Source organism: Sphingobacterium sp. SRCM116780, assembly GCF_021442025.1.
Classification (GTDB): domain Bacteria; phylum Bacteroidota; class Bacteroidia; order Sphingobacteriales; family Sphingobacteriaceae; genus Sphingobacterium.
This window is the reverse complement of sequence record NZ_CP090446.1, coordinates 3,610,949-3,626,206: the sequence shown is the minus strand read 5'-3', so window position 1 is coordinate 3,626,206 and position 15,258 is coordinate 3,610,949. Positions and strand designations below refer to the sequence as shown.

The 15,258-nt window shown below is 35.2% G+C and carries 10 protein-coding genes; all 10 read right to left on the bottom strand.

Going from position 1 to position 15,258, the window contains the following annotated elements; translation table 11 throughout:
• Positions 1-11: 11 nt before the first annotated feature.
• Positions 12-3,620 carry a SusC/RagA family TonB-linked outer membrane protein gene (locus LZQ00_RS15590; RefSeq protein ID WP_234510190.1) on the bottom strand — a complete coding sequence of 1,203 codons (3,609 nt, stop codon included), beginning with the start codon at positions 3,618-3,620 and terminating at the stop codon, positions 12-14.
• Positions 3,621-3,826: 206 nt separating this feature from the next.
• Positions 3,827-4,999 (bottom strand): FecR family protein, encoded by a 1,173-nt coding sequence (locus tag LZQ00_RS15585; protein ID WP_234510189.1) that lies wholly within the window; start codon positions 4,997-4,999, stop codon positions 3,827-3,829.
• Between the two features lie 86 nt (positions 5,000-5,085).
• Positions 5,086-5,679 carry an RNA polymerase sigma-70 factor gene (locus LZQ00_RS15580; protein WP_234510188.1) on the bottom strand — a complete coding sequence of 198 codons (594 nt, stop codon included), beginning with the start codon at positions 5,677-5,679 and terminating at the stop codon, positions 5,086-5,088.
• A 709-nt stretch (positions 5,680-6,388) separates the two neighbouring features.
• A complete protein-coding gene (locus LZQ00_RS15575) occupies positions 6,389-7,162 on the bottom strand; it encodes a GLPGLI family protein (protein WP_234510187.1) in 774 nt (257 codons plus the stop codon).
• Between the two features lie 4 nt (positions 7,163-7,166).
• Positions 7,167-9,983, bottom strand: coding sequence for an outer membrane beta-barrel protein (locus LZQ00_RS15570; RefSeq protein WP_234510186.1), 2,817 nt, complete (start codon positions 9,981-9,983; stop codon positions 7,167-7,169).
• Positions 9,984-10,012: 29 nt separating this feature from the next.
• Complete coding sequence (locus LZQ00_RS15565; RefSeq protein ID WP_234510185.1) at positions 10,013-10,723, bottom strand: LytR/AlgR family response regulator transcription factor; 711 nt, start codon at positions 10,721-10,723, stop codon at positions 10,013-10,015.
• On the bottom strand, positions 10,720-12,279 hold the full coding sequence (locus LZQ00_RS15560) for a sensor histidine kinase (protein WP_234510184.1): 1,560 nt from the start codon (positions 12,277-12,279) through the stop codon (positions 10,720-10,722). Before LZQ00_RS15560 ends, LZQ00_RS15565 begins: the two co-directional genes overlap by 4 nt.
• Positions 12,280-12,499: 220 nt before the next feature.
• Positions 12,500-13,003: a hypothetical protein gene (locus LZQ00_RS15555; RefSeq protein WP_234510183.1), complete on the bottom strand. Its 504-nt coding sequence runs from the start codon at positions 13,001-13,003 to the stop codon at positions 12,500-12,502.
• Positions 13,004-13,386: 383 nt separating this feature from the next.
• Positions 13,387-13,830 (bottom strand): hypothetical protein, encoded by a 444-nt coding sequence (locus LZQ00_RS15550; RefSeq protein WP_234510182.1) that lies wholly within the window; start codon positions 13,828-13,830, stop codon positions 13,387-13,389.
• A gap of 17 nt (positions 13,831-13,847) precedes the next feature.
• Positions 13,848-14,840 (bottom strand): ankyrin repeat domain-containing protein, encoded by a 993-nt coding sequence (locus tag LZQ00_RS15545; protein ID WP_234510181.1) that lies wholly within the window; start codon positions 14,838-14,840, stop codon positions 13,848-13,850.
• Positions 14,841-15,258 lie beyond the last annotated feature (418 nt).

Genomic DNA, 15,258 nt, shown 5'->3' with positions numbered 1-15,258 from the left:
TTTTTTAGAATTTAGAAGTTAACTGATAAACCGAATGATATATTTCTGGTCAGCGGGTAAGGATCTGTATTGGTACCTCTTAACGGAATATTTACTCCTGAAACTGTCTCTGGATCTGTGCCTGGCCATTTGGTTATGGTGAATACATTCGACATGGAAGTAAACAGGGCTAAATTCGAAACCATCAATTTTTTAGAAATTGTTGTAGGGAAAGTGTACCTCATGTAAAGGTTCTTTAACTTAAAATAAGAAGCATCATAAATATTACGATCGGTTACTTTTCTATTGTTTCCTGGATCGGTATACACCACCCTTGCAAATTCAGCATTGGGGTTTTCAGGTGTCCAGGTATTGTCTGCATACATAACCAAATTATTTTTTGCAGGATAACTACGTCCATTCATACGGGCATTTCTCCAGTCAGCCTCTACACCTGATACAAATTGACAAAACGCAGTCAGCTCAAAACCTTTGTAGGCAAAAGTGTTTGTCAATCCACCAAAGAAATCGGGTTCTATACTTCCAATAACAGCTCTATCGGCATCTGTAATTCGTCCATCGCCATCCACATCAATGGTTTTATAATCTCCAACACTTGTTCCTTTACGTTCGTAATAAGTACCAGCGCCATATTTTGTTGCAGCAGCTGCATTTAAAGCGTCTACTTCTGCTTGATTTTGAAAAATGCCCGCAACCTTATAACCTTTTATCGTTCCAACAGGTTCTCCAACAATATAACTATCCAGCTGATACGAAGGAATAACAGCTCCATTTAATGACTTGATTTTACTGCGATTGAAGGACCAGTTAGCAGCCACACTCCAGTTAAACCCCTGCTTGTTACGTAATATATCGACACCAAGCTCTAACTCCAATCCTTTGTTCGACATATTTACCAGATTAGAAGTAAAAACTTCAGGGCCCAACTCTAAAGGAAAAGGTGTTGGTGCCAACGCACCTTTAGTTTCCCTGTTGTAAAAGTCGATACTTCCATACACGCGTCTTGCCTTAAAACCAAAATCAAGTCCAAGATTGTATTCGGTTGTCGTTTCCCATGAAATATCAGCATTAGGTAGTGTTGATGAAAACAAAACCGCTGGTAAACCATTGTAAATACCGTTATCTCTAAATCCCTTTTCGAAGAACTGAAAATAAGAGAAATCGTCAATATTTGAAGATCCTGTCCTTCCTAAACTTCCCCTTAATTTTAAGTGTTCAACCAAATTCTGTTCTTTAAAAAAAGCCTCATTATTCATATTCCAGCCTAATGAAACAGAGGGGAAATACCCACGCTTTTTATCCGGTCCAAATTTCGAAGAAGCATCAGAACGAAAGTTAACTGTTGCCAGATACCGATTGTCGTAGTTATATAGTGCTCTGCCAAAAATAGAATTGAGACCCGATTCAATTCTGCCGTCACCATAGTCAATTACACTGGCAGCATTGTTTGCATTAATCAGCACCTCATCATCTGGAAAACCAGAGAAATATGTAAATCCTCTTCTCACAGTAGTTCTATCCACGGCATAACCCGCTACAAATTCCATATGATGCTTATCCAATGCAAGTAGATAATTTGCTGTCAAATTTATCACCTTATTGAAGTTCAATGCATCTGAAATTTGTAATGTGGCTTCCTGTAAGGGACTACCTGGATAAAAACCGTTTGTCACCGTTGGGCTAAAGAAATCTCCTTTGGTTAGAAATAATCCGGTATTAAAATCTGCCTTTATCTTCAAATTTTTCAACACAGCTACTTCTGCAAAGGCATTTCCCAATAAGGTATATCCTTTATCGGCCATTTTATACTGCAACTGTGCCACAGGATTAGGACTGAAAGCTTCATAGCCAAAATCAAAATTAGATTGCAACATAAATCCTCCCTGCTCATTAAATACAGGCAAATCTGGTCTTGCAGTTAACACAAATGAGCTTGCTTCAGATCCGGCACCAAATCTTCCTGACTTATTTAAGGTATGTCCAACACGAATAGAACTACCGACTGTAATAAACTTATTTAAGTTCATATTCAGATTGGTATAAAAATTATATTGTTTTAGAGAACTGTTGATCATGGTTCCATTCTGATCCAGATACGATCCGCCTAAACTATAAGTTGTATTGTTGGAACTTCCTCTAAAATTGAGGTTGGCCTGGTGAGTTAAGGCATTATCTCTGTAAATTTCATCAACCCAATTGGTATTCTCCTTTCCAAAATAAGTAGGATTCAACCCATTATACACATATTTATTCGTTACAAGATCCTTTTTAATATCGGCCATTTTACCATCAATAAACGGTGCAAGATTACCAGCGCTTACCTGCCCCTTATTTACTGCGTCAACTGTGTTCTTGAAGATCAGGTCGGTATAAGTTTTAAACTGATCTGTATTCATGAGCTTTAGCTGATTTGCAGGCTTACCAATTGAGGTGGTAAATGAAAAATCTACCTGAGTCTTTTCCCCTTTCTTACCTTTTTTCGTAGTGACGATAATGACACCGTTTGCACCCCTAGAACCATAAATAGCTGTAGCTGCAGCATCCTTTAAGATGTCGATGCTTTCTATATTATTCGGATCAAGTGATAACAGTGGATTCGCTTGCGGCATACTGTTTGTAAAACCTCCCGTATTGAAAGGAGCATCTAGATTAAAACTTACCCCATCAATCACAAATAGCGGCTGGTTACTTCCTCCTGAAAAAGGAGAGGTAAAACCTCTGATATTGATACTAGCGCTTGCACCAGGATCACCTGTACTTTGTGATACAAATACTCCTTTTGCCAATCCACCTAACGCACGGTCAAAACTTGCAGTGCCCACCGTATTCTGCATTAACGTTTTATCATCTATTGAAGATATTGATCCAGTTACATCTTCTTTCTTTTGACTTCCATATCCGATTACTACAGTCTCGTTCAAGACGCTGATTGCTTGCTTAAGCTTTATTGTGATCGATGGTCTTGCGCCGTAAGTGATACTCAACAGCTCACTTTGGCTCTTTCTCAAAGCAGCCAAAACATAACTGCTGGAATTTTTAATAATTTGAAAATCAATAGATTCATAACCAACACTGGTTACACGAATAACATCATTATCATGTATGTTGCGCAATAAAAAACGACCTTCTAGATCTGTACTTGCCCCTTTCCCATTTACCAATAAGCTAACGCCCGCTATGGGCTTTCCATTCTCATCAATTACTTTACCATTCAAATCAACGTATTGCTGTTGAGAAATTGTAGGATCTGTCATATAGGCTTTGCGCTCCTTCAGCTTAACACTTTTGTCATCAATACTATAAGTCAGATTTGTTCCTTGAACGAGTTGATCTAGCACTTCAGATAAGGGTGCTTTGTTAAAGTTTACATTGATTTTCTTAGACAATTGGAATTTAGTATCTGTAATTAGTACATCATATCCTGTTTGTCTGATGATCTCCCTGAATACTTTTTCAAGGGTTATATTGCTTTGCTTTAAAGTCATCCTCTGACCAAAAGTTGCTGCACTAACCTGCATTAATGAGATAATTAATATGAATGTGGTGAGCTTCATTATTAATAACAGTTTAGGTATACCTCCAGAAGGCATACAGAAAAATTTAGTATAAATTTTGTACATTTGATTGTCTGTATTAGCGTTGTGTAAGTTTTAGAAGGACGGCACAATCGCTTGATTCATAAATAATTGGTTTATCAATATTTTTGTAATCAGATTTTAAAGGCTCCGACCGCAAATCGGAGTCTTTTATATCAAACTACTTAGATTCTGGTTAAGAACTATCTTTCTGATTTTTCATATTTATTGTCTTTAGGTTAGTGAATGGTTTACTTCTTTTTTCGTTTAATTTTTATTACGTTCCCCTTTAATTCAAACTTCACGACATCTGTTCCTTCGAGCGTATTTAAGACCTTCTCCAGGTGTTCACTCCTGCTTACGCGTCCAAAGAAAGTTTCTTTCTTAAGTTGGGGATCTTCATAGAACAGCTCCGCTTTGTACCATCTGGCGATCCTATTCATGATACTTTCCAAAGGTTCACTATTGAACATAAAATACCCATTTTTCCAAGCTACGGCATCCTCAACTTCCACATTCTTAACAGACATACCCCTTTCGGACAGTTCTGACTGTTGACCAGGCTTTAAAACTTTTACACCAGTTGTTCCTGAAACTTTAACCGATCCTTCTAATAAAGTTGTCTTTGTTACCCCTTCCTCTGCATATGAATTGACATTAAAATGTGTTCCTAAAACCTCCAGTTTCTGACTATTCGTGGTAACTATAAAAGGATGTTGCTTATCTTTTGCGATTTCAAAATACGCTTCGCCACTGAGACCAACTTTGCGTAGTCCCTTTCCATCATTTAATGTCGTGGTGAATGTCAAACTGGAAGCTGCATTTAAAGTGACGAGGGAACCATCAGGTAAACGTATCCGATAAGTTTCTCCTTTTGCTGTAGAAAGTATATTGGTTTTATTCCGGGAAGGAGGGGTCTTATCACTCATTTCATATATCAATTCCCCATCTTCAGTTTTAGTAATACGCACTCCGGCTTCTTCAATCAGCTTCCCATTTAAAGAGTTAGATAATACAATCTTTTTACCATCAGCTAATGTCAAGGTAGCGGACTGTTTACCTGGTGCAATATTTGGTGATACCACAGATGCTTCCCGTTTTAATATTCCAGGCTCCCATCTGTCCAAGAAGAAAAACAAACTTCCGATTAATAATACTGCAGCTGCAGCGGATTTCCACCAGATAGCGCTGATTTTGAACATCTTTACATCAACTTCAACAGTAACCTGTTGCATCAGATTAGTATACATCCGGTCACGGATCTCCTCAAGGTTATTTGCATAATCTTCAGGTATTTCAATAAAATCTTTATTTAAACTACGATACCATTTGTTATAATGGGACAATTCCTCATCATTAATGGTTCCTGTTTTGATTTTATAGGCAAGCTCTAGGATATAAGTTTGATCAAATTGTTCTTCCATTTCAGATGCTCTTTATTATATAGTCTGATTTGGACAAAGTCTACCCTGAGTTAAGGAAAAGATTTTTTTGATATTTTTTATGAATATTAAAAACGGCTACCTATTAACCATAATATAACAGCTGGAGGTATGCAGGTAAGATCGTTTCGTAGGTGTTTAATTGCTTTAGAGATATGGGTCTCCACTGTTTTTTCTGAGATATCCAGTTCATTCGCAATTTGCTTGTAGGTTTTCCCCTCTTCCCGGTTCATGCGAAAAATAATCCTACATTTTTCTGGTAACTTATCGATGGAGGCCTCTATTTTTTGCAAGATTTCCTTTTCTAGGATCAATTCATCTGCTGCTGGAGACAGGTGATAGTTATTTTCGTTGGATGACGATTCGATGTTTTTAAGATAGCGATATTGCTTGTCCTGTTGTGAGATTACCCGGTATTTAATAGCTACAGCTAAATAATTGGCTAGCGAGTACTTTAAATCTAAGGAATGCCGACGTTTCCAAAGGCTAACGAACACATCTTGTACGGATTCTTCCGCGATATCATAATCGTGGATATGATTTCCTGCAACAACCAGTAATTTATCCCAGTAACGAAAGTATAAAGCAGACAAAGCCTGTTCTTGATTTGCTTTGAGCAGATCAATCAATTCGTTATCGGAAAGATTGTCGTGAACGTTCATATCCTTAAACTATGAGTTGGATAAAATATAGGTACTGTAGCACAATAGTAAGTATTTATTTTTGAAATTTAATAACGTTTTTACGATATCGATTTCAAATGAAAAATTACTGCACTCAAGACTCTGAATGCTTTTACAAGTATTCAGGTAGAGAAAAACCGTTCAAATCTGACTTCTTCTTTTAAAAAGATTCGCTTTTTGAAAAATGCTCGCGCTATTTAATTATAGATAAAAGTCCTTGAAAGTCCATACAAGTGCCTACAATGTTCGGTATTGATTCGTACATACTACGTTACATCCTCATCTGTTCCTTAACCAACGTGCGATATTGGTAGGATATCTATTCAACTTGTCTTCAACGGTATGACAAATAAGACGCTTTGCCCCATCAACGTTAAGTCAAATCAGTTCCGAAATATTTTCGGAACCAATTCGAACAATAATTGAATCTTATTCAAGGAACAGTTGATAGACAGTTGTCCTAGATCGGTCGCATATGCGTGTCACAGATAGCGATCAAAGTATATACGTATCGACTTAACATGTTTAACCTGCAATTTATCTGTGCGAAGTATATGCTATAATGGTGCTTCTCGAAGAAACGCTTTTACAACGCTTTATCCCTGCTTTATCCCTGCTTAGTCCCTACTTATGCACTGCTTTAAGACTACAGCTTGATTTTAAAAGCACAAAAAATCTATGGTGTCAGCTATAATAACAATGCTTTTAAATTCGTTGATTCACTTTTTGCGTCATCCTTTGTAATGCTCTTGAGTTTATCGATCAATCCTTTGTAATTAATTATCGTACCGTCTTTTGGAGGTAGAATTGAATCGGGTTGTATATTAACATCCTCAATTTTGGTGGCGATCCAGCTTACGTTTTCATGTGGTAATGCTAATTGCAAGATCATTCCTGGTAAACCATGGAATGATTCTGGTCCCCCAGAAACGGGAATCTTATCCGTATAGAATGCAACCATGTAAACAGAATCGAGTATAATACCATTAGCCCGGCGACAGGGGTAACCAGCTATGTCGCGAACCTCATCCGTAAACTTCCACTTAATATTTTGTACACGATCATTTAAAAGATAAATATCATCAAATACCTTCTTTTTACTAATGAATTGTTTAGTGTCCAGATCAGTATAGGAAACATTATTCTGCATGGATATTTGGGGATCATTAAAAAAACTCATGATTGAAGTGACATTACCAATGGGAGTAAATAAGGTTTTATTATTACGGAATGTTAACGTACTTTTCAATTCCTTAAACTGTGGATGTTGCTGTTTATATGCTTCGAATGCAGGTTTAAAAAAAGTTTCGTTTTCCTTTGTTATGCCTCGTTGTATGATGGCGTACATATTAACAGTTTTTTGATAGGTGATAATCCCTGAACGAATAAACCGTATGTTCTGCGCATACGTAGAGCAGTTGACAATTATTAGGATGCATATACTTAAAATTAGTTTTTTCATGTTGTTAATTGTTTTTTATTTTATCGCTTCCAGTTTTATTAAAGTCATAGGTCAAGGCGATCATAAAACATCGTTTTATCGTATTGTAGTTGCTTTGTGTGATCATATTACTGGTGACATTTCTATTAAATCCGGTATTCTGGTTCAGCAGATCATTCCCCAATAAAGAAAGTTTTAGCGTTTGTTCCCGAAGAAATAACTTACTTAAAGAGCTGTTCAGAATCAGCTTGGAAAAATCGGTATTAAATGTAGCTGTTTTGCTATTATACTGATAATTGATATTGGAAGATATCTGAAATTTACCCGGCAGGTAAACGGTAAAGTCGCCGTTACCAGTAAAGCCTCTTCCATTATTATTAATAGTTTTTTGCAAAGAAGAGCCGCTAACGGTGTACGTAGGGCCTAGAGAGGCATTAAATTCGTAAAGGTGCTCAACAGATTTGGAAAACCTTGTTTGTAAAGTGTAAACGTTATAATTGGTTCGGTTAAGATTGCCATTTGAAATATCGTAATAGGTGTTCCCGTTAATATTAAAGTTGATCCCTAAATTGAGATCTAGTGGTTTAATTTTACGGTCAAAAAAAACTGAAAAATTAAGGTTTTTTAAATTTTTATCATTTAGATTGATAAACCGACTAATAGTTCTGCCAGTAGCATCCGTTTTTAGATTACTTACCACAGGATTAGTAACTGATTGGTAACTCGCAAATACACCGATAAGTTGGCCATTTAGTGGATTATAAGACTGATAACGAATTAATATACGGCTGCTAAATGATGGTGTTAAATTGGGATTCCCTTGTATGATATTTAAAGGGTCATTATTGACCAAAACAGGCTGTAACTGCATTACTGTGGGCTCATTAGAATTACCTTCATAGTTCATTCCCATAGATGATTGCTGCGAAATGTGATATTGAAAGTTGACCTGTGGATTCCAAAGTGTAAAATTTCGGTTTAATACCATTTTTGAGTAATCATCCGACTCCCGAAAATTGACAGTACTTACTTTACTGCCAAAAGCTAACATTGTTTTGTTTTTAACCAGGTTGAAATTGAGACCAAATTGATTAGTCAGTTGTTTCACTTTAAAATGGTTACTATACAAACTGTCAAAATCGCTATAAGTACTATTGACTGATTGATTAAATGTTTGTTGACTAGATGTGCTATTACCTGTGGCCAATCCATAATTAACGATCATTAATAGATGCTCTGATAAAGGTTCTGAGTAATTTACAATGGCATTGGACGCATTGTTAGATATTCTATTGGTTTTCTGTTGATTGGTTAACTGCTGGCTACCAGACAGATAATTGATGTAAAGGTTGGTTTTAGAATCTAACAGTCCTGTCGTATTGACTTTATTTATCGATCCGATAAGATTTAAAGAAAAACTTCTGCCTCGTCTCTTTAATTTTTTCGTGTATAGTAGACCTGACGTAAAGTTTTGCTGATCGGTATTGGATGAACTATTTAATACATTATCATTCAATAACAAGCCTTCTCCACTGTCAGTAGTCGTAAACGAATGATTAATTTGTTTAATATTTTTGATCCCACCATTCCAAGTTATCTGAATATTGGAAGTACTATCAGGTTTGATTTGAAAAACACCATCTATTTTTTGACGAAAGATATTGTTGTGAAAACTTTGGTCAGAATTACTTAGGAGACTACCTGTTGTAATATTATTTTGGGTTTGTATGTTGTTTGTGCCATCTACGGTTAATGCTCCAATCTTATAATTGGTATTAATACTTAATGTATTATGGCTCCATTTATTATCGTAATGGATTCCTCCTATACGTGCAATAGGCAGCCCTTTGCCATTATACTGTCCATTATGCGATTCCAGCTCATCATAACCACCCAAGTCAATCATCATTCCAGGCTCGGAGATGTCAATATTAGAAGTCGCATACTTCGCATTATCCTGCCAGTTGAGACTGGTTTTGCCATCATTACCCATAATTCCATAAACTGAAAATCTTTGCTTTGCATTAAATGAATTAAACATCAACTGCCCTTGATAATAGCCATCAGTTCCAATTCCAACATCAGCTTTTCCAAAATAGCCGTTTTTTTTATCTTCCTTCAGCTTAATGTTCAGGGTCTTATCTGTTTTACCGTCATTCATACCTGTTAAGGTTGCTTGATCACTTTTTTTATCAAACAATTGTACCTTATCAACCATGTCTGCACGTAGATTTCTGGTTACCAATGTTGGATCATCACCAAAGAATTCTTCGCCGTCGACAAGTACCTTATTGATTGTTTCCCCCTGAGCAGAAATCTTACCATTTTTGTCGATTTGTATGCCGGGTAGTCGCTTTAATAAATCTTCCACTTTGGCATTTAGTTCTAATTTATAGGCCTTTGCATTATATTCCGTAGTATCTCCCTTTATGTTAATTGCAGATACAGTCTTTTTTATGATTACCTCTTTCAGTAAGTTAGTTTTTAAGACCAGTCCGATTATGTTAAAATCTTTGGTTGTGTTATTGGAGTCCAAATTGAATTTTTCAGAATAGTCGACATAACCAGGGTAAGAAACGTAAAGAAGGTAACTGCCATACTGAAGTCTATTCATCAAAAAACTGCCATCCGATTGCGTTCTTGTAAACTTCTTGATAATAGAGTCTTGGTTGTTTAATATGATTACTGTAACATCTTTAAGCTTTATATTTGTACTTGTATCAATGATTACTCCATTGATAATGTTATTGTTATATTCTATTTTTTGCTTTATCTGCTGGGAAAAAATGGGCAAAGCAAATCCTATTGACAATAAAATTGTCATTAATTTTTTGAAGATCATATATGGTTTATTTTAAGATTATACCTTATTTAGGTTTTATTTTTTAGCAGATTTTCAATTTCAGGGGCATAAGATATGCCAATTGGAACTTCCAGTTCTGTTATCCAGACGCTTCGTTTATCAATCTTAGTTATTTTTGTTTTAGAGACGATGAATGAACGATGTATCCTGACGAAGGCTTTTACTGGTAGCAAGTCTTCTGCTTCAGTCATCGTAAGACGGGAAGTAATCGTTTGATCCGTTAGGTGGAACCGAATATAATTACCAACACTCTCAATATACCGTAGATCACCCAGATCTATTCTTACTTGTTCATAGCCACTCTTTATAAATAGAGTAGGTAACGACTCCACAACTGGATGGCTAGTATCAGCTTTCAATTGATGTAATGTCATTGCTTTATTGCAAGCTTTTAGCAGGCGCGAAAAAGAAAATGGTTTTAGTAGATAATCAATAGCATCCAATTCAAAACTCTGCACCGCATGTTCACTATAAGCAGTAGTAAATATTACCATTGGAGGGTTCGAAAGGGATCTTATAAATTCAATACCTGAGAGACCAGGCATCTTAATATCCAAAAAGATAACGTCGATGGCATTTTCCTGAAGGAATGTAATGGTATCAATCGCTTTGGTGAAAGATCTCAATAATTCAACAAATGGAACTTCATCCAGTAAGTTTTTGACGACCTCTAATGCTAAAGGTTCATCGTCTATGGCTATCGCTCGTAGTTTGTTCATGACTTATGGGTTGTTGGCTCGATCATTAGTTCAACAATAAATTCGTCTTCAGTCGCAGCATAACTGAGCTGGTGCCGACCTTCATAAAACAGTATGAGTCGTTCTTTCACATTTTGAAGACCAATACCAGTATGCTTCTTTTCAGGATCGTTTGTTTCTTTTAGGTGTAAACTGTTCCTTACTTCCAGGCGAATGTTATCATGGTTGCATGTCAGATTTATTTTGACCCAAGACCTCTCATTCATGTTTATCCCATGCTTAAAAGCATTTTCTATGAAAGGAATCAACAGCATCGGAATAATTTGATGGCTAAAGTCTTCAACAGTTATATCCTCACTTATATTAATGTGATCCGAATCCTGAATGCGCAATTTTTGCAATGCGATATAATTTCTAAGATAATCTAATTCATTATCCAAAGGGATAAAGTCGAGATGATTGTCATCCAACATAAATCTCATCATATCTCCTAGCATTTGTATTGCGTTAGCCGTTCTTTTGGAACCATCTACCAGGGCAGTCGCATATATTGTGTTCAGGACATTAAACAAAAAATGCGGATTAATTTGCGAACGTAAAAACTGTAGATCAGCTGTCGATTTGGATAAGGCAATTTCGACGCCTCTTAACTCTCTTATCTTGTCCTTTCTTTGCTGGTAAAGGATCCAGGTAACTGGTGTGATAACAACAAGTTGAATTAGGGCATTAATTAGCCATAAATGAGGAGCTACACCAGCTTTGTTTAAAAGCAATTCAAAGAGGGGTAAGGAATAGAACAATGTAGAAATTACAAGCCTCCAGATAAATTGAAACGAAATTCCTGGCTTATTTGAAAAACACGTGAACAGCCAATAAGTATTGCTAAAATAGACAAATATAACAGATGGTATAAAGATAAAATAAGCACGGTATATGCTATCATCGTTAATGATATGGAAAGCGGATACCAGATTAGGCAGCAATAAGAAAATACATATTGAAACAGATATTTGATTAGCGATTAGAATCCGGTAATTACTTTTTGGACCAGAGTTCTGGATACGATAGATAACATATTCGCGGATACCAGCATAAGTTCCATATACGGATAAAAAGATCAGCGCCTTATTAAATCCTTGCCATAAATCAGTTAAGGGATTTTCATTATATCCAAATAAAGCGAATAAAGAAAATTCGCCATAGTTATTCAAGGCTGGATGCGCATAATAAGTTGCAACGTTTACCCCAATTGCGAGCAGGTAGCTCAGTAACAATAATTGAAGCAAAACCCAAAGATAAATAAAGAACGATCTATAGCTTGTTCGTCGAATTTGTGGTAAGGTGAAAAGATTGATCCAGAAATAAACAACCATCAACAATACCATTACTCCAATACGTGGCCAAAAAAGATTAGCAGTATAATCAAAATGAAGATTGGGATGGATCATATTATACTGACGAAATCCATCAGTATAAACTGGCATCAGATTTAAATACTGTAAAATATAACCCATAATTGCCATCAAACCAAGAAGGGTGACGAGCAATTGTTCATATTTTCTTACTTTAACTTTCATTGTCTTCGTGTTTGATACAATGATACAAGTTTGGAATTTACATTTTTTTAAAAATGTGATGAATATCTAATTTGTGGGATGGAGAGGCTAAATTAGGTGTTGATAATTAGGACGCTGTCCTCAAATCAAGAAGGATAGAACATATAAAGACTAAGGTGTTTTCTTACAGTTAAAAGCGACAATACTGGAAACCGTAGGTTATATAAACTTTACAGAAGTTTTAATTTCTACCTGGTGGAGTCATTGGTCTATACTGAGGATCAATTCCATCATAGGTAAGTTGATTTGTTAATGTGATATGGTTTGCACTCATAATCACCATATTTTTAATCACTTTCTTTTTAGTTCTTCTGAACTTCTCTTTATCCGCAAAATAATTCTCCAAAAAACTAGGGTCTTTTAATTCTAGTTTTTCAAACATGGTACTATAGGTATAACTTCTTTGGCGGGAAAATTTATTTGTAATATGATTGTTGAGTTTCTCGAGTAAGGTGCTAAATGATTTATCCTCATACCAAGCACCATTCAAGGGAAATCCATCATATAAAAATATACCGAAATCATTATCTTTATGATTGTAAAGTAAATCAAGATTGATAGCAATATTTACAAGGTATTTTTTGTCTTTATAGTCTATGAAATTGAGATATACACCATCTGCTAAACTCAAAACACTGGATGTATCAGCTACGAGTTTTTTTTCTGGAAGCTTGTTCTTTATCACTTCAAGCTCTTCAAATAAGCTTATCGGGATATTGTTATAGTAAAATGTATTTTTTATATACTGAAATTGATTTGATTGTTTGCTAAATAATAAAATTGCAAACTTAGGAGAGATGTAATGTGGAGAAGATAGAATATTTTGATGATAAGCAAAGATTTCTTCTGGATTATACTCTTTATTGTAATCTATCTCTAATTCTGCATAGAATTTATTTAAATGATTTTTGAACTTCTCAACGTTGCTCTCTTGACAATACAGAATTGAAGAAAAAAGTAAAGAAGTTATTAATGCTAAAAAAAAATTTCATCATTTATAGTATATTTTTAATACGAATTAAAATAAAGAATATATCATTTTCGACCAGCTATTGTTAGTACGACCAGCTATTTTAAATTATCTGTATGGAGTGGTTTCAGCTTCTTGCCCAATACTATTCCTACGATCAGTGTTGGTATACCTCCAAATAAAAGAAAGACTAAGATTACTGCCATCCAGCTTTCCATTCTTGTTATTTTGTCTCCTTCATTACTTAAATTAAAAGCGAGTACACCCACGACAATACCTATTAATAAGAGTACAAATAGGATAATAATTCCGGAAGTTAATGTATAACGAGGTTTAAGAGATGTACTTAAAAATTCTCCCAATGTGTAACCGGTTGCAAGCATAGCGATAACAGCAATTATTCCTGGGAACCAAAGGATACCCAAAAACATAATTATTTCTTGAACATTGAAAAACAAACTATAAAGAACAAAAAAAGTAAGCAGCGTACCAAAGGATTCGAGAACTACTGCATAAAGGATTTTTTTTGTGATTGATTGCATATCTTTTTTGTCTAGCTTTATTGCCAAAACTTCCACCATTTTTTAGTGTTAGTTTCAGATTCGTCATTATTCTCTTTTTTGTGAAACAGACATATTTGGTCAGTCAAATAATTGTAAACGTCGTCCTCTAAATAGGGTCTTTTGGAGTTCATCAATTGTTTAACAGCTTTTGTTATTTTTTCAGTTTCGTTGCTATTTGTCTTTGTTGATGCCGCCAGATTATCTAAAATAAATTGTGCAAAAGCCTTATGTGTTTTTGAATAATTCACATTACCATTTCTATAGGCTTCGTCTTGTAAAATATCTAACCCACGAAGCATTTCTCCTGCTATTGTTTCTGCTTCACCTCTTAATGGAATTAAATTTTTACGAATATGCTTGACAATATCAGGATATGTATAATTTGTTGGAAATTCGGGATGATCTGTATTGATGGATTTATATACAGGCTTTAGTCTTTCGCATTTTTCAGCAAGTTGCTGTACATCTTCACTAGAACGTTCTAACCATTTTCTTGGTGTCACACCAAATTTGTTCTTATGATCAAGATCCGCACCCAACATAAATATTTTTTCGAGAACCTTTAAATGCACTTGTCTTTGTTCACCCGCTGTTCTCCACGGAAAACTCTGAATGGCCCAATAGGCAACAGTTCCTCCATTACTATCTGCGGAATTTACATCTCCACCAAAATCTAAAAAAAGGTCTAATGCCTTCACTAACTTTTCTTGTTGTACAGCAATATGCAGACAATTGTATCCGGATTTACAATTCAAATTTGGATCAGCTCCCTTCTCAAGAAAGTAGCGGAGTATTTTTAAACGATCGTCTTCGTTCTTTATCCCATAAGGCGTAAGAACTTCCATTAAAATTGGCGAATAAGAATAATCATCATAAGCGTTTATGTCAATTTTGTTTTGTTCAATAATATTTTTTATACTGTCAAAATCTCCTTTTGCAATTGCACTTAATAAGGGTTGTTTATGTGCTTTTGGAATTAATTTAATCATATGGTCTATCTGTTTGGAAGATCTATCAAAAGTTGCGTAAAGCCAGTTTTAAATTTTAAATAAAAATAGGTTTACACAATTTAAGTACAAAAGTCATTTACAATTCGCGTAATTTGGTTTACAATTCGTTTTAAAAGACTTTTCAAATTACTATTTTCTTGTGTATACTTGGGTAGTAATCACCTCTATGGACAAATCTCATTCTTGAATCTATCATTCCTTTGGCACTTGGTTTGCGTATCCTAAGAAAGAAAAAAGAGTATTGCTTAGTACTTCATTAGTTAAATCTTGGATCTAGCGCTTTTCTTATCATTTTTCCAAAATCTGGAAAAGTATTCGTTTAATCATTCAGATCAGGTAATGGATACAGAGACACATTTAATAAATTATTTTAGACAATAATCAATAGTGGTTGAGC

Excerpts from the sequence above, each read along its gene's own strand:
- LZQ00_RS15590 (WP_234510190.1), bottom strand. The coding sequence starts at position 3,620 with ATGTACAAAATTTATACTAAATTTTTCTGTATGCCTTCTGGAGGTATA.
- LZQ00_RS15585 (WP_234510189.1), bottom strand. The coding sequence starts at position 4,999 with ATGGAAGAACAATTTGATCAAACTTATATCCTAGAGCTTGCCTATAAA.
- LZQ00_RS15580 (WP_234510188.1), bottom strand. The coding sequence starts at position 5,679 with ATGAACGTTCACGACAATCTTTCCGATAACGAATTGATTGATCTGCTC.
- LZQ00_RS15575 (WP_234510187.1), bottom strand. The coding sequence starts at position 7,162 with ATGAAAAAACTAATTTTAAGTATATGCATCCTAATAATTGTCAACTGC.
- LZQ00_RS15570 (WP_234510186.1), bottom strand. The coding sequence starts at position 9,983 with ATGATCTTCAAAAAATTAATGACAATTTTATTGTCAATAGGATTTGCT.
- LZQ00_RS15565 (WP_234510185.1), bottom strand. The coding sequence starts at position 10,723 with ATGAACAAACTACGAGCGATAGCCATAGACGATGAACCTTTAGCATTA.
- LZQ00_RS15560 (WP_234510184.1), bottom strand. The coding sequence starts at position 12,279 with ATGAAAGTTAAAGTAAGAAAATATGAACAATTGCTCGTCACCCTTCTT.
- LZQ00_RS15550 (WP_234510182.1), bottom strand. The coding sequence starts at position 13,830 with ATGCAATCAATCACAAAAAAAATCCTTTATGCAGTAGTTCTCGAATCC.
- LZQ00_RS15545 (WP_234510181.1), bottom strand. The coding sequence starts at position 14,840 with ATGATTAAATTAATTCCAAAAGCACATAAACAACCCTTATTAAGTGCA.